This is a genomic window from Halosimplex halophilum, assembly GCF_004698125.1.
In the GTDB taxonomy this organism is placed as follows: Archaea; Halobacteriota; Halobacteria; order Halobacteriales; family Haloarculaceae; genus Halosimplex; species Halosimplex halophilum.
Genome location: NZ_SRHV01000006.1, coordinates 116,640 through 143,405, shown reverse-complemented (window position 1 = coordinate 143,405; position 26,766 = coordinate 116,640). Strand labels below are relative to the sequence as shown.

Genomic DNA, 26,766 nt, shown 5'->3' with positions numbered 1-26,766 from the left:
ACACGCTCCGGCGACCGCGACGCGCTCAGTCGGTGAGCGACCAGCGCACCGTCACCCGGCCGTCGTCGAGCGCCTCGCTGTACTCGACTCTGAGGTCGCTCCGGTCGGCGTCCAGGGGCACGTCGGTCGGGAGGTCGCCCTCGCTGACCGCGCCGGCGGCGAGGTCGCCGCCGCGGTAGCGGTCGCGGTTGTCGCCGGCGTAGTGGTGTGAGAACTCCTGCTCCCCGCGGAAGAGGGCGATGTCGGAGATCAGCGGCGCCCGCGCCGTCTCGTCGGCGGTGTTCTCCGCCCGGAGCGTCCCGACGGCCCACTTCTCGCCGTCGGTCGGCGCGAGGGTCGTCTCCCCGTCCTCGCCCTCGTAGGTGTACGCCTCGGCGAACTCGGCGGCCTCGACCGAGAGGGCGACGCCGTTCGGGAGCGTGTGCGCCTCGCCGAGCGATAGCTCCCGGGCGACGAAGCGGGTCCGCGCGACGGGGTCGGCCTCGGCCAGCCGGTACGAGGCCGGTTCGACGTGGTCGTTCGGCGGGAGGTCGACGGTCTCGGTGACCGACTCGCCGGCTGGGACGGCCGCCGACACCGTCCTCCCGGTGGTCGCCCAGGCGCCGGTCCCGATCCGCGCCTCGACGGGTGCGGAGAACTGTCCCTCACGTCCGCCGGCGTTCTCCAGCGTCACCGAGAGCGTCCCGTTCGTTCCGATCTCGATCCCGGAGGGGGCCGACACGTCGGTCACCTGGACCGAGGGGGGCGCGGCTGTCGGCGTCTCGGTCGGTGTGTCGGTTGGCGATTCCGCGGGTGTGTCGGTCGCCGTCCCGGCCCCGTCGGTGGGCGTCCCGGAACTGCCGGCCTGTCCGCACCCGGCCGTGACTGCCGCTGCTGTCGCGAGAAAGGCGCGCCGGTCCATACCCGTGGGTCACGGTGTCACACAAAGGGTCTTTCGGTGGGTCGACGGAATCGTTAACACACGGCGGGGAGAACCACCGTGCAGATGGAGATCAGCGATATCGAGACGGTCGCGTTCACCTGCGAGTCCGCGAAGGCGCGCGACGGGAAGGGCCACGCCCATCCCGGCCCGCCGGTCGAGCGGGTCCGGCGGATCACCCGGGTCGCCGTCGACGGCGGGCCGGACGGCTACTGCCTCGGCGGCGACCCGGCGACCAACGAGTTCGCGAGCGACGCGCTGGCCGGCGAGGACCCCCGCGAGCGCGAGCGGATCCGCCGGCGGCTCCGCCGCTCCGGGCGACTCAGGCGGAGCACGCTCTCCGAGACGACGGTGTCGCGGGTCGACTGCGCGCTGTGGGACGCCGCGGGGAAGCACTACGGCGAACCGGTGTACCGGCTGCTGGGCGGCCACCGCGAGCGGGTCCCCGCCTACGCGAGCACGATGGTCGGCGACGACGACCCCGACGGGCTGGGGACCCCCGAGGCCTACGCCGACTTCGCGGAGACGCTCGTCGACCGCGGGTACCCCGCGGTGAAACTCCACACCTGGATGCCGCCGTACGACGCCGACCCCGAGCGGGTTATCGCCGCCTGCCGCGCCGTCCGCGAGCGCGTCGGTCCCGGGGTCGAACTGATGCTCGACTCCCATCACTTCTACACGCGGACCGAGGCCAGGCGCATCGGCGACGCGCTCGCCGACCTGGCGTTCGCGTGGTTCGAGGAGCCGATGGACGAGCACTCGGTCGGGTCCTACGAGTGGCTGACCGACGAGGTCGACGTGCCCGTGGTCGGCCCCGAGACGGCCGAGGGCGGCGCCCAGACCCGCGCGGAGTGGCTCCGGCGCGACGCCGCGGACATCGGCCGGGTCGGAGTCCACGACGTGGGCGGGCTCACGCCGGCGCTGAAGGCGGTTCACGCCTACGAGGCGTTCGGCGTCGAGTGCGAGCTCCACGGCGGGAACCTGCCGAACCTGCACCTGCTCGCCGCGATGGCCGAGTGCGGCGAGTACTACGAGCGCGGGCTGCTGCACCCCGACTACGACTACGACGGCGCCCGGCCGTTCCTCGCGACGCCGCTGGACCAGCTGGACGACGACGGGTGCGTCCGCGTCCCGCAGTCGCCGGGGCTGGGCTACGACTTCGACTGGGACTTCGTCGAAGCAAATCGGGTGGAGCCATGAGCGCCGCCGACGGACCCGACCGCGACGACCCGCCCGACACCGCCCACCTCGCGCTCGTCTGCTCGACGGCTGGCGACGGCGACTCGGGCGTCTACGCGTACGGCTACGACGCCGAGTCGGGGACCCTCTCCGCGCTGGCGACCACGCCCGTCGAACACCCGATGTACCTCGCCGTTCACCCCCAGGAGGACCGCGTGTACGTCGCCGACCGGACCGACGGCGGGACGGTGACGGCGTTCGCCGCCGACCGGACCGACGGGTCGCTCGACCGCCGCGCCGACCGGTCGAGCGAGGGCGTCGGCCCCTGCTACGTGAGCGTCGACCCGGCGGGCCGCTACGCCTTCGTCGCCAACTACGGGGGCGGAACTGCGGCGATGTACCCCCTCGACGACGCTGGCGACCTCGGCCCGGCCTGTGACGTGGTTCACCACGAGGGGAGCGGGCCGGTCGCCGACCGCCAGGCCGAGCCGCACCCCCACTCGGCCGTGCCGGGGCCCGACGGCCGGTACCTCTACGTGCCCGACCTGGGGACCGACGAGGTGGCGGTCTACCGGATCGACGCCGACGACGACCGGCTCCGCCCGGCCGAGCCGGCGGCCGTGGCCCTGCCGCCCGGCACGGGACCGCGCCACCTCGCGTTCGACGACGCCGGCGAGTACGGCTACCTGGTCGGCGAACTCGACTCCACGGTCGCCGCGCTCTCGCGTGACGCGGCGACCGGCGCGCTGGAACCCGTCGCGAGCGCGAGCACGCTTCCGGAGACGGCCGGAGGGGCCGAGAACTCGCCGGCCGACGTGCACGTCCACCCGGCCGGGTGGGTGTACGTCTCGAATCGCGGTCACCGGAGCATCGCCGTCTTCGAGGCGACCGGTGGGGACCTCCGACCGCTCGACCGCGCGGCGACGGGCGGCGCGAACCCGCGGGACTTCGCCGTCGCGCCCGACGGGCGCCACCTCCTCGTCGAGAACCGGGACGGCCACGAGGTCGTCACCTTCGCGGTCGGGGCGGACGGCCGGCTGGCCGAGCGGGCCCGCTGCGACGTGCCCAAGCCGACCTGTCTCGGGTTCCTGGCCCGGGAGTGAGGCCGAGCCCGCGAGCGTCCCGGTCGGGACCGCCGGGAGGGGCAGTTTTATTCGCGGGCGCGCCGACCTAGCGAGCGCATGGAATCGTTCGAATCCGACGACGGACACGTAGTCGTCCGTCTGGACCGCGGCGACATGGCGCTGGAATCGATCGAGGCGGCCTGCGAGGCCCACGACGTGGACACCGGCGCGGTGGTGTCGGGGATCGGCACGTTCAGCAACCTCAACATCCACTACGTCGACCGGACCGACCTGCCCGACGAGCAGGCCGCCCGAAACGTCGACCTCGAACTCGAAGGGTCGTGGGAGGTCACGAATATCGGCGGCGCTATCGCCGACGGGGAACCGCATCTCCACGTGACGGCGTTCAACGGGGAGCGGACCGTCGGCGGCCACCTGGAGGAGGGCTGCGAGGTGAACGTCCTCGGGGAGTTCACGATCCGGAAGTTCGAGGGGCTGTCGCTGACGCGGGAACCCGGCCAGCACAACGTCTCGCAGTTGACCGAGCGGTAGCCGCCTCGATCCCCTTCCTCACCGCCGGCGCCACCAGATGAGGACGCGACCCGCGACGCCGAGGACCACGAGCGCCGTCCCCCACACCAGGAAGATGACCGCCCAGACGGCGGAGATCCCGCGTTCGAGGAACCCGACCCGGATGGCCATCTCCAGCAGGACGGAGAGGGCGAAGAGTATGGCACCCAGCGTCGCTACCTTCGCCAGTACCGACTCTCTGAGTTCGGTCACCGCTCGCCGGCCGAGCCCGCTCGCGCCGCTCGGGTTGGTACGTGTCGCCATTACGCGTACGTCCGGCACACTGGTATATATCGGTTTGGGTTACCGCGGCGCCAAAAGGTAACTATTTCTGATATTTAAGTAAAGGTTTTTGTATCGAGGTTTCGAAGGCGGAAGCGTCCCGTTCCCCACCGGGACGACGCACTGTCAGACAACCGATACCCACCCACTCCGCACGGATTCACTCGCGGACCCCCCACGTTCGCGATGCCGCCGGTCGCGGACCGGAACCACTGTCAGGATCCGACCGTCGGTCGACCGACGGCGCCGCGCCCGCACGCGTCCCTCGCTGGCGCGGTGCGCGGCGCCGGACCGGTTGCGGGTGTACCACCCACCCGCGTTCTCGCGAGGCGCTACCCGCTCCCCGGCAGCCGCGCTGTCCGCGAAACGGTCCGTCGAAAATCCGTCGCGTAGCGACCGGTCCGTAGCACAGTCGGTCCGTCGAACGGTGGCCGCGTCAGGCGGGCGGCCCGTCCCACTCGTCGCCGTCGTCCTGCGGGTTGTAGTCGATGCGCGACCGGGCGTGTTCGAGGTCGAACCAGCGGCGCTGGTTGTCGCTGACGCCGTAGAAGGTCCCGAACTCGACGGTCTCGTCGTCGAGGCAGCACTCGACCTCGTGGGCGAAGTCCCGGCGGGACTGCCAGGTGCACTTCATCCGCGCGACGGCCCGCTCGTACTCCGGGCTCCCGCGCTCCCAGTCGCCGTCGTCGACGCCGGACTCGGCGTTGCCGTAGGGGTGGTCGTACTCTGGCATGTTGACCGTGCCGACGCGGAGGTTGTACACCCGCTTGGGGTACTCGAACGCCTCGACGTAGTAGCGGGCCAGGTCCTCGCCGAAGCTCTTGGAGGCGCCGTAGTACGAATCGGGGCGGACCGGATCGGTGTGGTCGACGACGAGGCTGTAGTCGCGTTCGTACAACTCGGGGGCGTGCTCGGTCTCGTAGAGCCCCACGACGTGGTTCGTCGAGAGGAAGACGAACGTTTCCAGCTCCTCCTCCCGGGCGGCCTCCAGGGCGTTGTACGTCCCGACGATGTTGGGCTCGAACACGTCGGTCCAGTCGCCGCTCGGGCTCGGGTAGGCGGCCATGTGGACCATCGCGTCGCGGCCCTCGGCGGCCTCGCGGAGTTTCCCCTTCTCCGTGACGTTGCCGACGATCGTGTCGTACCCGCCGTAGGGGTGGTCGTCGGGCCGGTCGGAGCGGTTGTAGTAGGTGAACTCGTAGCGGTCGTCGCCGTCCAGGTGGTCGATCAGCGCGGTCCCGCACCGACCGTACGCACCGGTGACTAACACGTCCATACCACATCCCGGACGCGTCCGCCTATCAAAATATCGGTCCCGGAGCGCTTCTCGCTCCACGCCGGCGACAGTCCTCCGACCCGCTAGAAACTCAGTCCGCGCGGTAGCGTTCGACGGCGTCCTCGTCGACGGAGACGCCGAGGCCGGGCTCCTGGGGGACGGCGAGGGTCCCGCCGCTCGGGTCGAGCGGGGTTTCGAGGATGTCCTCGCGCAGCGGGTTGGGGCTGCGGTCGAACTCGACCATCATCGGGTCGGGGACGTTGCGGGTGTGGGGGTAATCGGAGACGCTGGCGGCGAACTGCACCGCCGCGGCCAGCCCGACCGCGCTGTTCCAGATGTGCGGGCGCACCCCGACGTTCTCGGTCGACGCGAGGTCGGCGATCCGGCGGGCCTCCGAGAGGCCGCCGCAGCGCGCCAGGTTCGGCTGGACCACGTCGACGAGCCGGTCGTCGATCAGCCGCTTGAACTCGAAGCGACCGTAGTGGGCCTCCCCGGCCGCAAGCGGTACGTCCGTCCGCTCGCGCAGCTCGCGGTAGCCCGAGCGGTTCTCCGGCGGGACCGGCTCCTCGACCCAGGTGAGGTCGTACTCCGCGATCTTCCGGATCGACCGGATCGCCTGGTCGGGCCGGTAGTTGCCGTTCATGTCGACCATCAGGCGGGCGTCGTCGCCGAGGACCTCCCGGGCCGTGCGGACCCGCTGCTCGTCGGTCTCGGGGTCGGCGCCGATCTTGATCTTCGCCGCCTCGAACCCCTCGTCGACGGCCTCGCGCATCGGCTCCGCGATCGGTCTGTCGCGCTCGGTGTAGTACATCGTCGAGGCGTAGGGGAGCAGCTCCTCGCGCTCGCGGCCGCCGAGCAGGCGGTGGACGGGGCGGCCGAGGGCCTTCCCGCGGATGTCCCAGCAGGCCACGTCGACGGCGCTGACGACGCTCTGGGCGAAGACGCTCCCGCCGAAGTGGTACGGGTCGGTGTACGACCGGGTCGCGAGCGACTCCGAGTCGAAGGGGTCCATCCCGACGACATCGTCGCGGAACAGTTCGTCGACGACCGACCGGACGATAGCCCCGGGCGCGAACGCCTCGCCCCAGCCGACGGTGCCGTCGCCGGTCTCCAGCCGGAGCAGCGTTGTCGCCCGGTCGTGGCCGAACCCGCGCGCGTCGCCGAGTCCCTCGCCGTCCGGGAGCGTGTGCGAGAGCCCCACGACTTCCAGGTCAGTGACCTCCATGTCCATGTGCCACAGCGATACCGCGCGGCGCATATAGCTTGCGGGCCGCGGGGCGGGAGCCCCGTCGCCCGCCGGGTGGCCGGGACACCCCACGCCGACACCGACGTACCGACGGCCCCGCGGCTCCCACGCGGCGGGAGCCCGGTGAACGTTTATTATCGCGGTCGTCCAACGGGTCGTATGGACGCCACGAGACTGCGGAGTAGCTTCGAGACTGTCGCGTTCACCACCGCCGTCCCGTTCGACCGCGCGGGCGGCGCAGTCGACCACGAGGCGCTCGCCGACAACCTCTCGGGGATGTACGAGGCCGGCGCGCGGCTGTTCGTCCCCTGCGGGAACACCGGCGAGTACTACGCCCTGACCGACGAGGAGCGCGTCGCGGTCGTCGAGACGCACGTCGAGGCGACCGGCGACGAGGCCACCGTGGTCGGCGGCGCGGCCGGCAACGTCCGCGAGGTGCTCGACCTCGCGGCGGACTACGAGGCGGCCGGCGCGGACGCGCTGATGGTGATGCACCCAGACCACACCTACGTCCACGAGCGCGGGCTGGCGGAGTACTACCACGCCATCTGCGACGGGACGGATCTGGGCGTCGTCATCTACAAGCGCGGTCCCGAGGTCACCCGGAACGTCCTGATCGAGCTGTCGGAGCGCGACGAGGTGGTCGCGGTCAAGTTCGCCGTCGCCGACGTCAAGGAGTTCGCCCAGACCGTCCAGGACGCCGACGGCGCGGTCACCTGGATCAACGGCATCGCCGAGCGCTACGCCATCCCGTTCGCCGTCGAGGGCGCCTCGGGGTACACCACCGGCGTCGGGAACTTCGTCCCGCGGGTGACGCTGGCGCTGTTCGAGGCCATCGAGAAGGAGCAGTACGACCGCGCCCGGCGGATCCAGCAGGCGCTGCGCCCGCTCGAAGACCTCCGGGAGGAGCCCGGCGAGGGCAGCTCGGTCCCGAACGGCAACAACGTCCCCGTGATCAAGGCGGGCCTCGACCTCGCCGGCTACGAGGGCGGGGCGGTCAGGCGGCCGCTGGTCGAGCTGAGCGAGCGCGACCGCGAGCGACTCGAATCCCACTACGAACGGCTGGAGACCTGGACGCCGTCCCGTCCCTGATCGGCCGCTTGCGGGCTCGTCGTAGCCGATGGGTTTATCTAACAGGACATGGATCTTGGGATCATGCGTATGTCTGACGACCAGATACGGGAGCGTCTCAGAGGGGTTGCCGTCGGTCTTCTGACCCCGTTCGACGACTCCTCGGAAATCGACTACGACGAACTCGCGGAGAACGCGGGAGCGCTCTACGACGAGGGGATACGGACGTTTCTCGCCACTGCGAACATCAGCGAGTATCACTCCCTCTCCCAGGACGAGCGCGTCGACATCGCGAAGGCGAGCGTCGAGGCGCTGCCCGAGGACGCCTGCGTCCTGGCCGGCGTCGGCGGGAGCACCGCGGACGCGACGGAGCTGATCCGGGCCTACGACCGCCACGGGGTCGACGCGATGATGGTCATGCCCCCGGACCACACCTACCTCCACGAGCAGGGCCTGATCGAGTACTACGAGGCGCTCGACGCCGCGAGCGACCGCCCGCTGGTCCCGTACGTCCGCGGGTTCGACCCGTCGGTCGACTACCTCGCCGACCTGACCCGCGTCGACGGCGTCGTCGGCGTCAAGTACGCGCTGGAGGACGCCGTGAAACTCGGCGCGGGGATCGCGGCGGGCGCCGACGACGTGGTCTGGGTCGACGGCCTCGCCGAACCGTACGCGGTCGCGTTCTGGGCCGAGGGCGTCGAGGGGTTCTCCGCCGGGGTCAGCAACTTCCGCCCGGAGGTCGGCCTCGCGCTGTTCGACGCCCTGCAGGCCGAAGACTGGGAACGGGCCCGCGAGCTACGCAACATCTGTCTCCCCTACCAGCGGTTCCGCGACGAGACCGGGCAGCAAAACACCATCCCCGGCGCCTCCAGCGTCGCCGCGGTCAAGGAGGGCCTGGAACTCGCCGGCCTCAACGGCGGCGACGTGCGCGAGCCCATCCGACCGCTGACGCCCGACCAGGAGGAGCGGGCCGCCGAACTCTACGACCGGCTCGACGACGACATCAACCGACTCATCGAGTAGCGCCGGCACGGACCCGGCCGCACAGCACCGCCGCTCCTCGTTCTCTCTCTCCACGCATCCCTCAGGCGGGACAGTCCTCGTGCAGTTCTCCGACGTAGTTCTCTGACGTAGTTCTCCGCCGGGTCACGACCGCCGAACTCGGCCGCCCGGCGTCGTCGCTACTCGTCGTCGTAGTGGAACTCGGTCCACGGCCCGTCGACGAACGGGTACTCCTCGACGACGTCGAGGTCGACCTCGATACCCAGGCCGGGACCCTCGGGCACCGAGAGGACGCCGTCGTCGATGTCGGGCTGGCCCTCGATCAGGTCGAACGCGAGGTCGAAGGGGTACATCCCGGGGTCGCCGTCCACGTCGGCCAGCGCGGGGTCGTCCTCGAAGACGGGATACTCCAGCAGCCGGGTGTCCGGGGCGGCGGCGACGAGGTGGGCGTTGGCGGCGAGGCCGATCCACGTCCCGAAGTTGTGCGGGACGAACTCGACGTCGTCACGACCGGCGCAGAACTCGACGGCGGCCCGACAGCCGGTGAACCCCTCGTGGTGGCGCACGTCGCCCTGGAGGAACGAGACGGCGCCGGTCTCCCCGAGTTCGACGAGGCCCTCGGGCGTCTCCTCGCTCTCGCCGCCGGCCAGCGGCGCGCCCGTCTCGGCCAGTTCCACGTACCCCTCGTGGTCGTCCGGTTCGACCGGCTCCTCGACCCAGCAGGCGCCGCGCTCGCCGGCGTGGGCGATCAGGTCGCGCACCGTCTCCCGTCCGTACGCTTCGCCGAGTTTCCACCACGTGTGCACGTCGAGCATGAACTCGGTCTCGGTCAGCCGGTCGGCGAGCAACTCGACCGTCCGGCGGTCGCCGTCGGGACCGATCCCGGGGCGGTACTTGTAGCCGAAGAAGCCCAGATCCTCGATGAGCTCCGCCTGGTCGGCGAAGCCCTCCGGTTCCATGTACATCCCGGCGCTGGCGTAGAGGGGGAGTTCGAGCGTCGGGTCGGTGCCGTACTCCTCAGCGAGCAGCTCGTAGACCGGGACGCCGTGTTCCTTCCCGCGGAGGTCCCACAGCGCCACGTCGACCGCCGAGATGGCCTCGGTCACGTCGCCCGCCGGGACCGACCCCTCGCGGATCAGATCGTGGGCCTCGGGGATCGCCTCGATCCGCTCGCCTTCGAGCGCGTCGGCGACCGGTCCCGTCACGATGTCGGCGAAGGTGCCCTGCGAGTCGCCCTCGAAGTACTCCGTCATCGCGGAGCTGCTCGCGCCGGCGGTCGCGAACCCCTGTCGGCCGTCGGCCGTCTCGACGACGACGAGGACCACGTCCCGCTTCAGCAGCCGGCGGGTCCCGCCGTGGAACCGCCGGTCCTGCGGCGGGTCGATCGGTGACGAGAGCGCGTAGCTGTCGACGCTGGCGATGTCCATACACGTCCACTCTCGCGTCGCCGCTTAAATCATGTGAGACCGGCGCCGTCCCCCTGCGTTCCGTAGTGGGGAACGAAAATCGGTGATTTACCGAAACTTTCCTGACACGACTGTCGGAACGCCCGCCTCGGAATCCGGAATGATCCGGATAAAGCACCAATACCGGCCGAGAATACCGGAACTGGGGATTCGGATGTCGTTCTCTCCTGGGGAACGATATGTGCCGATACCGGCTGCGGGAAACTGGTTTCGGCCGTTCCCGGTGCCGCTGGATCGGACCGTCGGGAGCCCCGTCGCGGCGAACGCCGGCCGCTTTCGGGCACGTACGGCCGGTTCGCGGTCGCTGGAGTCGTCGCCCTCGCCGACGAGGGCGGTCGCCGGCCGTTCGGTAGGTGCGAATTCGGCCTTCGAAGCGCCGAGGGTCGACTTTTCGACGGAAATTCGCGTCCATCGGAACGCCGACAGGAACGGCTCGCGCGGCTGAACGCCGGTGAAGGGCGGATAGATTACATCAGTAGTGATGTAAGGGTTCGTGAGGCGGGAACCAGAGGCGCGCGGAAGCGGGCATCGGCGGTCGCCCGGGGTCGTCCGAACGCGAGTCGGTGGCATCTAACCGTGGGTGAGTGCGACGGAACGGCAAACACCGATTTACGCGGTGCGGTGGTGGGGACTGGTGATGGGCACCGAACCAGCCACGCCAGTAATCTCGATCCTCGAAGCCGTCGCGGCCGCCGACCGAACCGAAGCGCTCGACCTGCCGCCGCTGTCCGCGGCGGTGGACCCGGAGGCGCTCAACGCCCTGCTCGACCCCAGCGGGAACGCGAGCGCCCCGAAGCGCGTGACCTTCGACTACGCCGGTCGGACAGTCACCGTCCGCCGGGACGGCGGTGTCGTCGTGGACCCGCCGCGAGCGTCGGCCGTCGACCGCCCGTCCGACACCGACGCCGCTCGGCAGGCGGGCGTGCGGGCGGACGAACCACTGGTCGAGTGACAGGTGGGACCGGTCGAACGAGAGGGGGAGCGCGTGACACGGGTCGACCCCGGCGGCGTCGTGTCGAAAGGACTTATTCCGACCGCTGCGAGGGGCCGGTATGACGCTACAGGTCACCGTCTGGAACGAGAACGTCCACGAGCGCGAGGAGCCGGCGGTCGCCGAGCGGTACCCGGACGGCATCCACGGGGCCGTCGCCGACGCGCTCTCCGAGCGCGGCTTCGAGACGCGCACGGCCACGCTCGACGAACCCGAACACGGGCTCCCCGAGACCGTGCTCGCGGAGACGGACGTGCTGGTCTGGTGGTCCCACTGCGCCAACGACGAGCTGAGCGACGAGGTCGCGGACCGCGTGGTCGACCGCGTCCACGAGGGCATGGGCTTCGTCCCGCTGCACTCCGGGAAGAACTCCAAGCCATTTAAACGGCTGATGGGGACCACGTGTAACATCAAGTACCGCCACGGCGGCGAGACCGAGCGGGTCTGGGTCGCCGACCCCGGCCATCCCATCGCCGACGGCCTCCCCGAGTCGTTCGAGATCCCCGCGACGGAGATGTACGGCGAGCCCTACGACGTGCCCGAACCCGACCGGACGGTGTTCATCTCGTGGTTCGAGGGCGGCGAGGTGTTCCGGTCGGGGCTGTGCTACCGGCGCGGTCGCGGCCGGATCTTCGCGTTCCGTCCCGGTCACGAGGAGTACCCGATCCTCTACCAGGACGAGGTCCAGCGGGTCATCGCCAACGCCGTCGGGTGGGCGGCGCCCACCGAGGGCAGCGACGCCGTCTGGGGCGAGGTCGAACCCGCGAACCGCGAGGACTGAGCTCCCGACCGTCGCCTGGACTCTCGACCCCGACCGACCCTCGGACGCGACCGCGGGTCAGTTCCCGACGCTAGATATCGACGACCAATCAGACGTAAACCATTTTAACTTCGGTTGTAACGAACACGTATCTAGCATATACTAGAAAATGTTTATCCAACGTCCATTTGTGCGGTCTGTTGTGGTACACGATGACAGACCACGATAGACGCACGTTCCTCCGGGCCCTCGGGCTCGGGACGACAGGCGCACTGGCGTCGACCTGCGCGGCCGGCAGCGTCGCGGGGGCGACGACGATAACGGTCGAGGGCGCGGGCTACGACATCTGGTCGGCGACCGACGAGTTCCACTACTACTACACGGAGGTCGAGGGCGACTTCGACGTGACCGTCCGGGTCGACAGCCTGGCGGACACCGACGACTGGGCGCGCGCGGGCCTGATGGTCAGGCAGACGCTGAACGACGACGCCGAGCACGCGATGATCCGGAAGACGCCCGGCCACGAGACCTCCGTCCAGTGGCGGTCGGACGACGGCGTGGACGCACAGAGCACCACGTCGGGCGGGACCGACGAGGCGGAGGTCGCCGGCGGGACGCTGGCGGCGGACTGGCAGCGGCTCGTCCGGTCGGGCGAGACCATCGAGGCCTACGGGTCGACCGACGGGAGCGACTGGACGCTCATCGCCGACATCTCGCCGGGGGAGATCGACTTCGCCGGGAGCGCCTACGTCGGGCTGGCCGTCTGTAGCCACGACCAGGGGACGCTGACGACCGCGCAGTTCTCGAACCTCGCCGGGCTCTCCCCCGACAGCAACGGGGACATCGGCGACGTGGAGGTCGCGGGCAGCGTCGCCACGGATTCGGGAGACGGCGGCACCGGCGGCGACACCGACCCGGTCGTCTCGACGGGCTCGGCGTCCGAGGTCGACACGTCGTCGGCGACGCTCGCGGGGAGCGTGGACGACCTGGGCGGCGCCGCGTCGGCCGAGGCGGCCTTCGAGTACCGCGAGTCGGGCGGCGACTGGACGGCGACGCCCGGACAGTCGCTGTCGTCGCCGGGGAGCTACAGCGAGCCCGTCTCAGGGCTCGCGGGCGGGACGGACTACGAGTTCCGCGCGACCGCCGCTGCCAGCGACGGCGACACCGCGACCGGGTCGACGAACACCTTCACGACCGGGAGCGACGACGGCGGGGACACCACCCCGTCCGGGGAGGGGTCGTACGTCCACTACGAGGACGGCTTCGCCGACGCCTCGTGGTTCGACGACGGCGTCACCGTCCACCGGGTGACGGAGGCGACCCGGAGCGCGCTCGAAGACGCCGTGCAGGCGAGCGGCCCGCGGCTGGTCGTCTTCGAGACCAGCGGGACGATCGACCTCGGCGGGGACCCGCTCGAAGTGACGAACGACCGCTGCTGGATCGCCGGCCAGACGGCGCCCTCGCCGGGGATCACGCTCACGCAGGGGCTGTTCCAGGTCAGCGCGAACGACTGCGTCGTCCAGCACGTCCGCTCGCGGGTCGGGCCCGGTGACAGCGGGTCGATTCAGGGCAACGACTCGATCAACAGCGCCGACGGGACGACGAACAACATCTTCGACCACTGCACGGCGTCGTGGGGCGTCGACGAGTGCATGTCCGTCGGCTACGACACGACCGACACGACCCTCTCGAACTGCCTGGTCTACGAGGGGCTGTACGACCCCTACGGCGACGGCTCGGACCACAACTACGCGACGCTGGTCGGCGACGGCGCCGACAACGTCGCGCTGCTGGGCAACGTCTGGGCGAAGACGCGCGGCCGCGTCCCGCGACTGAAGTCCGGCACGCGCAGCGCCGTCGCCAACAACGTGATGTACTTCTTCAACGAGGCGACGAACATGGACGACGACACGGAGGCGTCCATCGTCGGCAACGTCTACGCCCCGCAGGACCTCGGCGACACCGTCATCGAGGGCGGCAACGCCTACCTCGCGGACAACGTGACCGACCCCGAGTCGACGCCGCTGACCGGCGGCACCTCGGAGCTGTCCTCGCGGCCGCTGTGGCCGAGCGGGTTCTCCGCGATGCCCGCGGGCGACGTGGAGAGCCACAACCTGAGCTACGCCGGCGCCCGCCCGGCGGACCGGACGAGCAACGACTCGCGGATCGTCTCGGAGATCGAGAACCGCGCCGGCGACCCGTACACCGACTCGCCGTACGACTACTGGATCGCCGACCACGAGGAGGTCGGCGGCTACCCGCAACTGCCCGAGAACACCCGCTCGCTGTCGGTGCCGGACAGCGGCCTGCGCGAGTGGGTCGACCAGTGGGCGCTGGCGGTCGAGGACCCGGACGCCAGTCCGCCCTGAGCGACCGGGGGACCCCTCCCGCCGTGCGGGCGGCGGTCGCGTCGACGCCGGGCGCTCGACTATCGATCGACGGAACCGGTTGCCCGACCGGCCCGGTCGCCGGACCGGACGGGCTCCCGGACCGAACCCGGTCGCCCGTGCCCCCACCCAAACGTTCAATTGCGTGTGTCCCGCTGTGTGGGGTATGTACGAGCTAGCGGCGCGTCGCTCGGTCGCCCAGCCGCCCGAGTGGGCGACGCGCCAGCGGGCGCTGTTCGACTGCTTCGAGCGCGCGGTCGACGACTTCGTCGACGACTACCTCGACGAGAACGGGGAACCGTACTGGCCGCCCGACGACCACGTCGGCGTCGACGGCTACGACGACGTGATCGAGGGCTTCTACAACTGGCCGCTCGTCTACGCGATGGGCGGCGACGAGTCGCTGCTGACCCGCGCCCGCGACGCCTACGAGGGGGCGCTGGCCCGCTTCGAGCGGACGGACACGCCCCACGGCCACCCGATGGTCGTCGACGAGTTCGAGCAGTGTCGGGACTGGTTCCACCTCGGCGAGGGCAACCTCTTCACCTACAACATGGGGCTGGCCGCGCCCGGCGACGACCTCGTCGTCGAGCGCGCGACCCGCTTCGCCGACATGTACCTCGCCGACAGCGACCTGGACAACTACGACGCCGAGCAACGGCTCGTCCGCGCGCCGATGAACGGCAGCGCAGGCCCGGAGTACAGCGACCTCTCGGCGTTCGGCGCGCAGTCGACGTTCGGCGGCTACGGCGCCGACTACCGCTGGGCGAGCCACGGCCTCCCCTGGCGGGACCTGGAGTTCGACAACGCGACCGAACTGCTGGACCCGGACAACGAAGGGCGGCTGTTCGAGGTCTACGAGGAGCGCTGTTCGAAGGGGGACGTCCCCCTCAATCTCGCCATCTCCAGCCTGATGACCAACGCCTACCTCCACACCGGCGACGACGACTACCGGGAGTGGGTCACGGAGTACCTGGAGGCCTGGCGCGACCGCGTCGACCGCAACGACGGGATCATCCCCGACAACGTCGGCCTCTCCGACGAGATCGGCGAGTACACCGACGGGAAGTGGTGGGGCGGCATGTACGGCTGGTCGTGGGGCGGCTGGCACTACGTCGGCGTCGGCACCACGACCGCCGCCGAGAACGCCACGCTCCTGACGGGCGACCGCGACCACCTCGACTTCCACCGCCGGCAGCTCGACCACCTCGTCGACGAGGGGATCGAGCGGGGCGACACGCTCTACATCCCCCACAAGTACGGCGGCGAGGGCGACTACCACTACAACGGCTCGGGCCTGCGCGAGGACGACGGGGAGATCCTGTGGCGCGACGGCTGGTACGAGTTCAAGCCCCACCGCGACGACCCGTACCTGTTCCACCTCTGGTACATGTCGCTGGACGAGGCCGACCGCGAGCGGGTCGAACGGCTCCGGGACTGGGGTTCCCGCGAGTGGAAGCAGGTCGACGTGCGCCCCTCGTCGAAACACGGCGCCGGCAACGAGTGGCCCTGGCTCGCCTACCTGGAGGGGGAGTTCCCCGAGTTCCCCGAGCGGGTGCTGGAGGCGAACCGCACGCACGCCCAGGAGCTACTCGACGGGATGCGCGAGGAGGGCCGCGAGCCCGACACGCTGAACGAGGACTACCTGCGGGACCGCAACCCCGTCTTCCACCGCGGCCTGCTCAACCTCACGATGGGCGCGCCACAGCCCGTCTACTACGGCGGGCTGGTGATGGCGCAGGTCCGCCACTTCGACCCGGGCCGCGAGCGCCCCGGGCTCCCGGCGGGCGTCGCCGCGCTCGTCGAACGGATCGACTCGGAGGGGATCGACCTGACGCTCGTCAACACCGGGCCCCGGGACCAGGAAGTGGTCACGCAGGCCGGCGCGTACGGCGAACACGAGTTCACCGCCGTCGAAGTGGACGGCGAGGCACCCGACGCAGGGACGGGAGCAGAGGGCGGCGCGGACACCGAGGGCGACGCGGATCCGGGGACCGGTGCGGGAGCGGACGCGCTCCGGGTCGCGCTGCCGAGCGGGACGCGCGTCTCGGTCTCGGCGGCGATGGACCGGTTCGTCGACGACCCGACGTACGCCGCCCCGTGGGACCGGGCGTAGAGACGGCCGAACGGCGGTCTACGCGAACTTCGTGTTGAGTTCGATGACGTTGGCGGCCCGTTGCACCTGGTCGGAGAGTTCGTCGTGGATGCGGTCGACGGTGAACCGGCTGGACGGGCCGGTGATGCTCACGGCGCCCAGGACGGTCTCCTCGTTTTTGACCGGCGCGGCGACGCAGCGCAGCCCCTCGAAGTTCTCCTCGTCGTCGATGCCGTAGCCGCGCTCGCGGATCTCCGCGAGCTCCTCGTACAGCTCCTCGGCGCTCGTGACGGTCGTCGGCGTCAGCTCCTCGTAGCTCTGGGCCTGGACGATCTCCTCGGTGCGCTCCTCGGGGAGGTAGGCGAGGATCGTCTTGCCGAGCGACGTGGAGTACATCGGCTGCTGGGTGCCGACCCGCGAGGCCGTCTCGACCCCGCGCTCGCCGGTCGTCTTGTAGAGGTACGAGACCTTGCCGTGTTCCTCGATCCCGAACTGGGCGATCTCGCCGGTCTCCTCGGCGAGCGTGTCCACCTCGCTCTTGATGACGTCGTAGTTCCCGACCTGGTCGCGGACGTGGGTCGCCATGTCGAGGATGCGGAGGCTCAGCCGGTAGCCGTCGCCCTCGCGGACGAGGATCTCGCGGTCCTCGAGCGTCCGCAGGTGGCTGTGGATCGTGCTCTTGGAGTGGTCGAGCTCGTCGGCCAGCTCCGTCACCCCCGCACCGCCCTTCTCCTGGAGGACGTCGATGATATTGAACGCTATCTCCACCGACCGGATCGTGCGTCCGGGCCCGTTCCGCGCGGCGTTTGCCATACGTTCCCATATGGAGGACGACTACTTAAGGTGTTCGGCTCTGGGGAACCGTTCGCTCAGTTCGCAAGCAGGGGTCGGAGTTCGGCCGCGAGGCGTTCGGCCATCGTCGTCATCGCGCCGTCGCCGGGGTGGACCAGGTCCGTCGTGAGCCCGTCGATGCTCGGGAGCAACTCGGGCCCCTCCAGCAGGTGGACGTTGTCGTGTGGCGACTCGGCGACGACCTCGCGGAGCTCCGCGCGGAAGCGCTCGACCGTCTCGGCCTCCTCGTGGCCCTCGACCACGTCCCGGGAGCAGCGGAAGATCGTGATGCACGCGACCGGCTTGCCCGGGTGGGCGCTCGCGACGGTGTCGACGAGGTTCGCCGCGCGCTCGCGGAACTCTTCCGGGGAGAACGTGCCGACCATGTTGACCGAGACCGAGAGCGTCGCCACGTCCCAGTCGTCGCGCTCGGCGATGTGGTCGGCGATGGCCTCGTCGCAGTAGGCCGTCCCGCAGGAGCCGAGGTTGACCAGGTCGGCGCCGAGTCGCCGCGCTGTCCGGTTCACGTACGTCAGGTGCTCGCCCAGCGGCGCCTCCCCTTCGGTGATCGACGTGCCGTAGGCGAGATACCGGCGGTCGGGCAGCTCGTCGTCGTTCGGCGGCCGATATTCGCCGCTGGCCCCGTGGTACAGCGTGTAGCCGCCGCGGTGCTCACCGGGGAGACAGACCCGACAGACCCGCGGGTCGAGGGCGAGGTCTTCGGTCGCGGACGGTTTCAGCCGCGTCAGTTTCTCGGGCGTCTCCACCTCGATCGTCGTGGGTTCCGTCCCGATCTCGAACTCGTCGTAGCCCTGGATCGGGCCCCAGAACACGCGGACGGTCCCGCTGTCGGCGCTCCCGCCGGACTCCATCGAGAGGGTCAGCTCGACCGGCCCGTCGGGGACGAACCGGAGTTCGACGCCCGCGGGGTGGCGCATCCGCGACTGGGCCCCCTCGTTGAGGTCGGTCCTGACCGACTCGGGGACGCGCTGGATCAGCCGCCCGCCGTCGTCGTCCGGGGGCCGGAGCTCTCCGACGTTGTGGAACTGCATGCCGTCGACCTGCATACGTCGACCCCGCGGCGCGTCGCCATCAATGTACTGACCGCGGCGCGTGCGGCCGGGAACGACCGGGGACCGGCCGGACCGACAATCGGGCCAGCGCCGACGACCGGGACGGCCGGATCAGGAGAGCACGTCGGCGCCCGCGATGTCGTAGGCGTCGAGGTACTCCCGTTCGGCCTCGACGAGGTCCGCGAACAGTGCCTCGATCTCGGCGGGGTCCAGCGTGACGAGCGGCTCGTTGCGGAACGCCCGGAACGCCAGGTCCAGGTCGCCGGCGAAGCCGGCCTCGATCAGCGTCTCCTGGTTGGTGACGTGGGTCTCGACGAGGCTGCGGACCTGGTCGGGGAGCGGTCCGGCCGTCAGCGGCGTCACCGAGTCCTCGGTGAACAGAACGTTCGTCTCGACGACGCATCCCTCCCGGAGGTCGGGGATCTGCCCGCGGTTCGGGACGTTGACGTTGGACTTGACGGCCTCGCCGCCCAGCAGCGCGGCCATCAGGTCGACCATCTCCTCGTTCGGCGCGGCCACGTCGATGGGCTCGTCGCCGGACAGCAGCGCCTCGCGCTCGCGCTCGGCCTCGGGCCAGGACTCGACGCGGTACTCGCTGGGCGTGAGCCTGATCCCCCAGCGGTGGATGTCCTCGGGCGCCTCGACGGGGTCGAGATACCACGGGACGAACTCCGCGAGGTGCCGGTCCCCCGCGGCCGGCAGGATCCCGTACCGGCGGTAGAGGTCGAAGGTGACCTCGTGGTTGGTCGCGAAGACGCTCTGGTCGGCTACCTCGGGGTCCCCGGGCTCGTATTCGGGCGGGTCCCGCGCCGCGAGTTCGGCGTCGACGGCCTCGAAGAGGTCCGTCCCCCGCAGGCGCGCCTCGTCGATCCAGGTGAAGTGGTTGATGCCCTTGACCGTCACGTCCACCTCGTCGTAGGTCGCGCCCTCGACCCCGAGGTGTCGCTCGGCGAGGTCGGTCAGCCAGTCCTGGACGTGGTACACCTCGTGGCAGACCCCGACGGCGTTGATGTCGGGGTACTCCTCGTAGAGCGTGCGCGTGCAGACGGTCATCGGGTTGGTGAAGTTGAACACCCACGCGTCGGGACACTGCTCGCGGACGGCCGCGGCGATCTCCCGGTACTGCGGGATCGACCGCAGGGCACGGAAGGTGCCGCCCGGCCCGACGGTGTCGCCGACCGTCTGGTAGATGCCGTACTCCTGGGGGACGTCCAGGTCGTGTGCGAACGTCTCCGCGGGCGGGTCCTGGGTCGAACAGACGACGAAGTCGGCACCGTCGAGCGCCGCCTCCAGCGTCTCGACGGCCTCGTAGGTCCAGTCGCCGACCGCCTCGTCCTGGGCCTGGACCTTCCGGCCGAGCGCGGCGTTCGTCGCGGCGCTCTCGTAGTCGAGGTCGTAGAGCCGGACCTCGCCGGCGAACGCCTCGGTCAGCGCGAGCGCGTGCATCAGCTTCTCCGCCCAGTCGCGGCTCCCGCCGCCGACGAAGCCGATCACCACGTCGTCGGCACCGGTGACTCGTCCGTCGAGATCGTGCATATCCCCGGATGCGAGGGCGGGGGCATAAGCGCGCCCCTTCCGGATCCGCTCGCCTCCGGGCGCGGCCGACGAGCGACGTCGTCGACGGCGGGACCGCCGGGTCGACCGCCCGTGCTTTTACGGGTGCGGTCCTAACGGTCGCCGATGCGGTATCGTGCGCTGGGTATCGTCGTCCTCGTCTGTCTCGCCGGCTGTAGCGGCCTCTTCGCCGGCCCGGAAGGGAGCGATCGCGAGACGCTGACGCCGGCGCCCGTCCCGACCGCGACTCAGGCGACGGCGACCGAGACGCGAGCGCTCCCGCCGGGCGTCGGGGGCGACGGCGACCTGCGGCTGGACGCGCTGGTGGCCGCCCACCGGGAGGCGCTGACCGACCGGTCGTACGTCTGGCGCGAGCGGCGGGCGACGACCCGGGCGAACGCCACTGCGACCGAACCCCGTCCCGTCCGCGCCGCCCGCGTCGCCGCCGAGGACTGCTATCGTTTCTGGGCGGAGTCGTACACGGTCGACCTGGGGATGGAGACGCGGGTCGCGTACAACTACACGGAGTACGTGAGCGGCGGCGTCGGGCACGTGCGACTGGAGAACTTCCGGACGGACGCCTGGGAGTACTACCGCCTCCCGGCTCCGCCGGCGGGACAGCGGGTGGGGGCCGCGACCGGGCGGGCGATCCGTCGATACCTCCGGCTTCCTGCGGGGAACGTCACCGTCTCCGCGGGCCGCGTCGACGGCGAGCGGCGCTACCTCGTCGCCGGCGAGGGTGCTGGGCCGCCCCGCGTCGACGACGCACGCGACTACTCGGTCGCCGCTGTCGTCGACGGCGACGGACTCGTCCGCTCGCTGTCCGTCGGGTACCGCGCGGCCGGATTCGAGGACGCCAGACGCGTTCGATACGAGTTCACGCTCGAACGGTTCGGCAACGTGACCGTCGATCCGCCCCGGTGGTACGACGGGACCTGCTGACCGTCTCGGAACCCGACTGTCGTCTCCCTCCGACGGGAGCTCGATATTATATATTATATCAGAGGAGTTGCGAGAAGTATAAAAAATGTATTATTTCTCTCGCTCGTTCGGTTCCACGGTCGCGAGTCGTCTCTAGAACTCCCATTTCAGGGTATTTTGCCGTCGATCGCCGTATCTATAGGATCGACGGGGACGAGAGTCCACGTTCCCTCAGTTCCGTCGTCGAGTACGTCCCACACTGGCGATAGAAGCACCATATCACGGCTACTCGACGGGTACTCGGTCCAAGACCGGAGATCCAGCGAGCGTCGCGGTCGAAGACTCGTGTTCGAATTGGAACGCATACATATATGATTTCAAGGATAGATTCTAAATTTAGGTGAACCGGGAATAGAGGAACGGTGACGACTTCGCCGTCGACTCGGTCGGGCACCTGTCGGGACGGGACTGGGCAGGCCGACAGATCGAGGTGGGGGAGCCGGTTCCCGGAGGCGGGCCGGCGCACACTGGGTTTCCGGTGAACGACTCACTCGTCTCACTCGACAGCCCAGAGGAGGCCGGTGAGCGCGGTCGCCGCGGCGAACGCGGCGGCGAGCAGCCAGAACGCGGGCTGGAACCCGGCCGTCTCGGAGAGGTAGCCGACCAGGGCGGGCGAGGCGGCGCCGGCGACCATCAGGAGCGTCCGCACGGCGCCGAGGCTCCCGCCGGCGACGGAGTCGGGGATCACGGCCATCAGGTAGGCGCCCCGGACCGGCCGGTAGCCGTGGGCGCCGAGGCCGAGGCAGACGACGGCCGCGCCCAGGGCGAGGGCGCCCTCACCGGTGAGGAGGACGACGCCACCCAGCCCGGCCGTCGCGAGCGCGAGCGTCAGCGCCAGCACCGGGAGCGCCCCCGTCCGGTCGCTGACCTCGCCGGTCACCAGCTGGACGAGACTCACGACGAACAGGCCGCTGTAGAGCGCGTTGGCCGTCGTCGACGCGAGCCCCGCCTCGCGGGTGAGATACAGCGGGAGGAAGGCGACGACGGCGTTGTGCGCGAACGAGAACAGGATCGTCACGAGGACGAACACGCTGAAGCGCCACTCCCGGAACAGCGCGGCGTACTCGCGCAGCGGGACGGTCGGGTCGTCGCCCGTCCGGCCGGCGTCGACCGCCGAGAGCCGCGCGGGGACGCGGACGACGAACGCGGCGGTGAGCGCCAGGCCGACGAGCGCGGCGGCCAGGAACGTCGTCCGCCAGCCGGCGCCGACCACTCCGGCGGTGCCCGCGAAGACGACGACCGCCGCGGGGGCGAGCACGCCGCCGAACGTCCCGAAGGTGTCGAACACGCCGAGCGCGCGACCCGTCCGCGCGGGGTAGACCCGCGAGAGCAGCCGGACGCCGACGGGTTTGAGCGCGCCCGTCCCGGCGCCGACGACCAGCATGGCGCCGATCAGGACCCAGAGCGGGGCGTCGACGGCCAGCGCGAGCGCGCCCAGCGCCGCCAGCGCCGCCCCGCCGCCGAGCACGACGACCGAGCTCAGGCGGTCTGCGAGCAGCCCCGACGGGAACTGCAGCAGTGCGTAGACAAGTAACAGCCCGCTGTAGGCCGTGCCGAGGTCCGCCGTCGAGACCGCATAGATGCCGGCGAGTCGCTCGAACAGCGGCGGGAACGCGTACCTGACGAACTTGCCGAGGAACCACAGCGCCGAGGTGAGCACGAGCGCGTCGAAGCGGCCGAGCCGGCCGACCCGCTCCCGAAACGTCCCGCTCACGCCCGATCACCGTCCGCTCGGACGGCCCTCGTTCGCCGGTTCGAGACGGTCTCCGTCCGCCACACTGCGACGACCGTCCGGCGACCGGAACCGCCCGCCGAAACGCCACTCTCGCCGGTCGAAACCGGTCGTCCGACTGTCGTGTCCGGGATCGGTGGGATCCGAGGATTCATAACGGTAATCCGTTATAGTTTCTGGACAGGATGGTCGGACTCGACGATGGCTGCACGAGGCAGTCGGACTGGTCGCATTCTGAACAGGTAGTGGGTCGGGTCGGGGCGGCGAGCGGCAGGTGGTCGCGGTGACGCTGCTCGACGTCGAGGACCTGGTGGTGCGGTACGACACGCGCGACGGCCCGATCCACAGCGTCAACGGCGTCTCCTTCGCGATCGAGGACGGCGTCAACTACGCGCTGTCCGGGGAGTCGGCCTCGGGCAAGTCCACGACGGCGAAGGCGATCCTCGGGCTCCTCGACGACCACGCCGAGATCGTCTCCGGCGAGATCGAGTTCGAGGGCCGCGACCTGCGGGCGATGACGCCCTCCGAGCGCCAGGACCTGCTGTGGGAGGAGATCGCCTTCATCCCGCAGACGGCCATCGACGCGCTCGACCCGGTGATGACCGTCGGCGCGCAGATCCGCCAGGCGATCCAGACCCACCGCGAGGTGTCCGACCGCAACGCCTGCCGACGCGCACACGAACTGTTCGAGACCGTCGGGCTCGACCCCGACCGGATCGACGAGTACCCACACGAGTTCTCCGGGGGGATGCGCCAGCGGGTCGTCATCGCGATGGCGCTCGCCCTCGATCCGAAGCTGATCATCGCCGACGAGCCGACCACCGGGCTGGACGTGATCGTCCAAGACAAGATCATCGACAACATCCTCCAGATCCAGGAGGAGACGGACAGCTCGCTGCTGCTCATCACCCACGACCTGAGCGTCATCGCGGAGACCTGCGACGAGATGTCCGTGCTGTACGGCGGGACGGTGATGGAGCAGGGCCGCGTCGACAACGTCCTCCTGAACCCGTCGAACCCGTACACGATGGGGCTGCGCAACGCCTACCCCGCGCTGGACGACGACGGGCGGGAACTCGTCTCGGTCCCAGGGAAGCCGCCGACGCTGGACGAGGAACCGACCGGCTGTATCTTCGAGCCGCGGTGCCCGTTCGCCGACGAGGAGTGCGCCACCAGTAGGCCCGACCTCCGCGACGTGCCCTACCGGAACCAGCGGGTCGCCTGCCACCACGCCGAGCGAGCGACGCGGATGCGGGCGGAGGCGGCGGACGCCTCGACGTGGGGCGGGGCCGCCGACGGCACCCGCTCCGAGGGCGGGGAGGTCCTCCTCGAGGTCGACGGGCTGCGCAAGTGGTACGAACGGCAGACCTCGCTGCTGGGCCGGCTCCCGATCGACGGCGGGTCGCCGTCGGTGACGGGGTTCGCCAACAGCCTCCGGGAGGTCTACGAGCGCCGCGGCGAGGTGCTCCGGGAGGTCCTCGGCGACGGCCAGTCCCACGTCCGCGCGGTCGACGGCGTCTCGCTGGAAGTCGCCCGCGGCGAGATCCTCGGCGTCGTCGGCGAGTCCGGCTGCGGCAAGTCCACGCTCGGCCAGACGCTCGCGCTGCTGGAGGAACCGACCGCCGGCGGGTTCACCTTCGACGGCCGCTCCCACGAGCACTACCGGGACGGGAACCTCCAGTCGTTCCGCCAGAAGCTCCAGATCGTCTTCCAGAACCCCTACGAGTCGCTGAACCCGCGGCTGACGGTCAAACAGCTCGTCAAGGAGCCGCTGACGATCCACGGCTATCGCACGGGCGAGCGCGACGAGGCCGTCGTCGAGACCCTCGAACAGGTCGGGCTGGCGCCCGCCGAACGCCACCTCGAGAAGTACCCCAACGAGCTGTCGGGCGGCCAGCGCCAGCGGGTCGCTATCGCCCGCGCGCTGGTGATCGACCCCGACTTCCTCATCTGCGACGAGCCCGCGTCGATGCTCGACGTGTCCCTGCAGGCGGAGGTGCTCAACCTCCTGCGCGGGCTGGCCAACACCGAGGGGATCGGCGTCCTCTACATCTCCCACGATCTGGCGAGCCTCACGCAGATCGCCGACCGGCTGGCGATCATGTACCTCGGGCGGTTCGTCGAGCGGGGGGAGACCGAGCGGATCGTGTCCGACCCGAAACACCCCTACACGGAGGCGCTGCTCGCGGCCGTCCCGGAGACGGACCCGCGGGGGAGCCGCGAGCGGGTCACCCTCGAGGGCGACCCCGGCGACCCCGAGGGACCGGTCACCGGCTGCCGGTTCGCGCCGCGCTGTCCGAAGGCGACCGAACGGTGTCACAGCGCCGAGCCGGAACTCGACGCCTGGGCCGGCGACGGCCACGCCGCGGCCTGCTTCCACCCCAGCGAGGACTCCGCGGTCCCCGAGCCCGCGCGGATCGACGCGCTCGTCGAGACCGACTGACCCGATCGCGCCCGCCGACCGGACCCGTCCGACCACCGGGAGCCCGCGAGTCACCGGGTCGCGCGTGCCAGCAGTTTCAGGTTGGCGAACGACTCGACCCCGTCGTCCGTCTCGACCACCTCGAAGGCCTCGGTCGCGCCGGCCGGCCGGTCGGCGAAGACCGTCTCGACCCGCCGGCGCCGCTCGGGCGAGGCGTCGACGTTCCCGAGCCACGCCTCGAACTCGAGCGTCCTGGTCACCACGAGCGATGTCTCGACGGTGAACCCGGCGGTTTCGAGCCACTCGACCCACTCCCCCACGCGGTGCGAGCGGACGTGCGTCGGGTCGCGGGTCCGCTCGACCCGGTTGAGAAAGTCGTCGAGCGCGTCGTCGTCGGGCGCGACGTTGTCCTCGAAGGCGAAGGTCCCGCCGGGTTCGAGGACGCGCGCGACCTCCCCGACGAACGCCCGGGGGTCGGGGAAGTGGTGGGCGGCGATCCGGCAGGTCGCGGCGTCGAACGCGTCGGCGTCGAACGGGAGCCGCTCGGCGTCCGCCACGACCCCCTCGACGGACGGGAACTCGGTCGTGGCGGTCGCAACCATCGCCGGCGCCGCGTCGGTCGCGACGACGCGGTCGACGCCCGCCGCCGCCAGCGCGCCCGCGGTGTGGCCCGCGCCCGTCGCCACGTCCAGCGCCCGGTCGGCCGACTCGCACCAGCCCGCCAGCCGATCGAGGTCGTCGCCGGCCCGGTGGACCGCGCTGTCGAGGTACGCCGCCGCGCTGTCGCCGAAGCTGTCGGCCGCCGACCGCTTGCGGTCGCTGCCGGTCTCGGGGCCCGCTTCGTCGTTCGTTCCACCGTCCGGATCGTTCGCCGTGTTGCCAGTCATTGGAACCGTCTCCGCTCGCTCGCGAACAGTTGCCGCGGCCGGGGGTGCGAGCGACCCCCGGTTTTTCCGCCCTCGAAGCCGTCGGTCCGGTATGGTTCGCCGATCGCTGCTCTACACCCCGGGCGACGACCGCGACATGCTGGAGACGGCCGTCGAGACCGACGCCGACGCGGTCATCTTCGACCTCGAAGACGCCGTCGCGCCCGACGCCAGAGATGACGCGCGCGAGACCGTGCGGGCGACGCTCGACGACCTCGACGACCCGGGTCCCGAACTGTGCGTCAGGATCAACCCCTACGACCGCTGCGGCCGCGACGACGTGGACGCGGTCGTCGGCGACACCGGGACGCCGCCCGACAGCATCGTCCTCCCGAAGGCCGAAGGGGCCGCCGACGTGGCGCAGTTGCGCGACCACCTCGTCGACCTCGGGGCGGACGACATCGACGTGATCCCGCTGGTGGAGACGGCCGCGGGCATCGTCGCGGTCGAGGAGACCGCCGCGGCCCCGGGCGTCGACGCCGTCGCCTACGGCGACCAGGACTACACCGCCGACGTGGGCGCGACCGTCACCGACGAGAAGACCGAGTCGCTGTACGCCCGCCAGCGGGTCGTCGCCGCGGCCGGCGCGGCGGGCGTCGGCGCTCTGGACACCGTCTACACCGACATCGAGGACCGCGAGGGGCTCCGGGAACAGACCCAGCGGGTCGTCGAGTTCGGCTTCGACGGCAAGCTCGCCATCCACCCCGACCAGGTGCCCGTGATCAACGAGGCGTTCACGCCCGACGCCGAGTCGATCGAGTGGGCCGAGCGCGTCGTCGAGGGCCAGCGGGCCGCCGAGACGGACGGGACCGGCGTGTTCACGGTCGACGGCCAGATGATCGACCCGCCGCTGGTCGAGCGAGCCGAGCGGATCCTCGACCGTGCCGACGCCGCGGACGCCCGGTGAGCGCCCCGGGCGGCACTGACCGCGTCCGAACC

Annotated in this window: 22 protein-coding genes; 12 read left to right on the top strand and 10 right to left on the bottom strand. The window is 70.7% G+C overall.

What is annotated here, in order from left to right; all coding sequences use genetic code 11:
* Nucleotides 1-25 precede the first annotated feature (25 nt).
* On the bottom strand, nt 26-901 hold the full coding sequence (locus E3328_RS20950; RefSeq protein ID WP_135366603.1) for a DUF4352 domain-containing protein: 876 nt from the start codon (nt 899-901) through the stop codon (nt 26-28).
* Between the two features lie 84 nt (nt 902-985).
* On the opposite strand from E3328_RS20950, the gene E3328_RS20945 reads away from it, so the two are divergent.
* The 3 genes from E3328_RS20945 to E3328_RS20935 all read left to right on the top strand — a co-directional run bounded on the left by E3328_RS20945 (nt 986) and on the right by E3328_RS20935 (nt 3,714).
* Entirely contained in the window at nt 986-2,119 is a 1,134-nt protein-coding gene (locus E3328_RS20945; protein ID WP_135366602.1) for an enolase C-terminal domain-like protein, read from the top strand.
* On the top strand, nt 2,116-3,201 hold the full coding sequence (locus E3328_RS20940) for a lactonase family protein (RefSeq protein ID WP_135366601.1): 1,086 nt from the start codon (nt 2,116-2,118) through the stop codon (nt 3,199-3,201). Before E3328_RS20945 ends, E3328_RS20940 begins: the two co-directional genes overlap by 4 nt.
* 78 nt (nt 3,202-3,279) lie before the next feature.
* Nucleotides 3,280-3,714 carry a PPC domain-containing DNA-binding protein gene (locus E3328_RS20935; protein ID WP_135366600.1) on the top strand — a complete coding sequence of 145 codons (435 nt, stop codon included), beginning with the start codon at nt 3,280-3,282 and terminating at the stop codon, nt 3,712-3,714.
* Nucleotides 3,715-3,732: 18 nt separating this feature from the next.
* Here E3328_RS20935 and E3328_RS20930 read toward each other — a convergent pair whose 3' ends face one another.
* From E3328_RS20930 to E3328_RS20920, 3 genes are all read right to left on the bottom strand, one after another.
* Nucleotides 3,733-3,996 carry a hypothetical protein gene (locus E3328_RS20930; RefSeq protein ID WP_135366599.1) on the bottom strand — a complete coding sequence of 88 codons (264 nt, stop codon included), beginning with the start codon at nt 3,994-3,996 and terminating at the stop codon, nt 3,733-3,735.
* 454 nt (nt 3,997-4,450) lie between these two features.
* On the bottom strand, nt 4,451-5,290 hold the full coding sequence (locus tag E3328_RS20925; protein ID WP_135366598.1) for an NAD-dependent epimerase/dehydratase family protein: 840 nt from the start codon (nt 5,288-5,290) through the stop codon (nt 4,451-4,453).
* Nucleotides 5,291-5,381: 91 nt separating this feature from the next.
* Nucleotides 5,382-6,515 (bottom strand): mandelate racemase/muconate lactonizing enzyme family protein, encoded by a 1,134-nt coding sequence (locus tag E3328_RS20920; protein WP_135366674.1) that lies wholly within the window; start codon nt 6,513-6,515, stop codon nt 5,382-5,384.
* A 180-nt stretch (nt 6,516-6,695) separates the two neighbouring features.
* On the opposite strand from E3328_RS20920, the gene E3328_RS20915 reads away from it, so the two are divergent.
* Entirely contained in the window at nt 6,696-7,628 is a 933-nt protein-coding gene (locus E3328_RS20915; protein ID WP_135366597.1) for a dihydrodipicolinate synthase family protein, read from the top strand.
* 63 nt (nt 7,629-7,691) lie between these two features.
* Nucleotides 7,692-8,630, top strand: a complete 939-nt coding sequence (locus E3328_RS20910) for a dihydrodipicolinate synthase family protein (RefSeq protein WP_135366596.1) — start codon at nt 7,692-7,694, stop codon at nt 8,628-8,630.
* Between the two features lie 158 nt (nt 8,631-8,788).
* Here the strand turns inward: E3328_RS20910 and E3328_RS20905 are convergent, their stop codons facing one another.
* Nucleotides 8,789-10,036 (bottom strand): mandelate racemase/muconate lactonizing enzyme family protein, encoded by a 1,248-nt coding sequence (locus E3328_RS20905; RefSeq protein ID WP_135366595.1) that lies wholly within the window; start codon nt 10,034-10,036, stop codon nt 8,789-8,791.
* A gap of 676 nt (nt 10,037-10,712) precedes the next feature.
* Here E3328_RS20905 and E3328_RS20900 point away from each other — a divergent pair.
* The 4 genes from E3328_RS20900 to E3328_RS20885 all read left to right on the top strand — a co-directional run bounded on the left by E3328_RS20900 (nt 10,713) and on the right by E3328_RS20885 (nt 16,329).
* The gene (locus tag E3328_RS20900) at nt 10,713-11,027 is read left to right on the top strand and encodes a HalOD1 output domain-containing protein (RefSeq protein WP_135366594.1); all 315 of its coding nucleotides are present in this window, start codon (nt 10,713-10,715) and stop codon (nt 11,025-11,027) included.
* A gap of 100 nt (nt 11,028-11,127) precedes the next feature.
* A complete protein-coding gene (locus E3328_RS20895; protein WP_135366593.1) occupies nt 11,128-11,847 on the top strand; it encodes a ThuA domain-containing protein in 720 nt (239 codons plus the stop codon).
* Between the two features lie 191 nt (nt 11,848-12,038).
* On the top strand, nt 12,039-14,195 hold the full coding sequence (locus tag E3328_RS22655; RefSeq protein ID WP_135366592.1) for a hypothetical protein: 2,157 nt from the start codon (nt 12,039-12,041) through the stop codon (nt 14,193-14,195).
* Nucleotides 14,196-14,379: 184 nt separating this feature from the next.
* Nucleotides 14,380-16,329 carry a DUF8034 domain-containing protein gene (locus E3328_RS20885; RefSeq protein ID WP_135366591.1) on the top strand — a complete coding sequence of 650 codons (1,950 nt, stop codon included), beginning with the start codon at nt 14,380-14,382 and terminating at the stop codon, nt 16,327-16,329.
* Between the two features lie 18 nt (nt 16,330-16,347).
* Here the strand turns inward: E3328_RS20885 and E3328_RS20880 are convergent, their stop codons facing one another.
* The 3 genes from E3328_RS20880 to E3328_RS20870 form a co-directional block, all read right to left on the bottom strand.
* A complete protein-coding gene (locus E3328_RS20880; RefSeq protein ID WP_135366590.1) occupies nt 16,348-17,121 on the bottom strand; it encodes an IclR family transcriptional regulator in 774 nt (257 codons plus the stop codon).
* A gap of 56 nt (nt 17,122-17,177) precedes the next feature.
* Nucleotides 17,178-18,206, bottom strand: a complete 1,029-nt coding sequence (locus E3328_RS20875; protein ID WP_135366589.1) for an SGNH/GDSL hydrolase family protein — start codon at nt 18,204-18,206, stop codon at nt 17,178-17,180.
* 117 nt (nt 18,207-18,323) lie between these two features.
* Nucleotides 18,324-19,748, bottom strand: a complete 1,425-nt coding sequence (locus E3328_RS20870; RefSeq protein ID WP_135366588.1) for a family 4 glycosyl hydrolase — start codon at nt 19,746-19,748, stop codon at nt 18,324-18,326.
* 144 nt (nt 19,749-19,892) lie between these two features.
* Between E3328_RS20870 and E3328_RS20865 the strand changes: the two genes are divergently transcribed.
* The gene (locus E3328_RS20865) at nt 19,893-20,708 is read left to right on the top strand and encodes a hypothetical protein (RefSeq protein ID WP_135366587.1); all 816 of its coding nucleotides are present in this window, start codon (nt 19,893-19,895) and stop codon (nt 20,706-20,708) included.
* A 535-nt stretch (nt 20,709-21,243) separates the two neighbouring features.
* Here the strand turns inward: E3328_RS20865 and E3328_RS20860 are convergent.
* Nucleotides 21,244-22,461 (bottom strand): MFS transporter, encoded by a 1,218-nt coding sequence (locus E3328_RS20860; protein ID WP_135366586.1) that lies wholly within the window; start codon nt 22,459-22,461, stop codon nt 21,244-21,246.
* A gap of 301 nt (nt 22,462-22,762) precedes the next feature.
* On the opposite strand from E3328_RS20860, the gene E3328_RS20855 reads away from it, so the two are divergent.
* A complete protein-coding gene (locus E3328_RS20855; protein ID WP_135366585.1) occupies nt 22,763-24,922 on the top strand; it encodes a dipeptide ABC transporter ATP-binding protein in 2,160 nt (719 codons plus the stop codon).
* Nucleotides 24,923-24,972: 50 nt separating this feature from the next.
* On the opposite strand, the gene E3328_RS20850 is transcribed toward E3328_RS20855, so the two are convergent.
* Nucleotides 24,973-25,788, bottom strand: a complete 816-nt coding sequence (locus E3328_RS20850; protein WP_135366584.1) for a class I SAM-dependent methyltransferase — start codon at nt 25,786-25,788, stop codon at nt 24,973-24,975.
* 91 nt (nt 25,789-25,879) lie between these two features.
* On the opposite strand from E3328_RS20850, the gene E3328_RS20845 reads away from it, so the two are divergent.
* Entirely contained in the window at nt 25,880-26,734 is an 855-nt protein-coding gene (locus E3328_RS20845) for an HpcH/HpaI aldolase/citrate lyase family protein (protein ID WP_135366583.1), read from the top strand.
* The last annotated feature ends 32 nt before the right edge of the window (nt 26,735-26,766 follow it).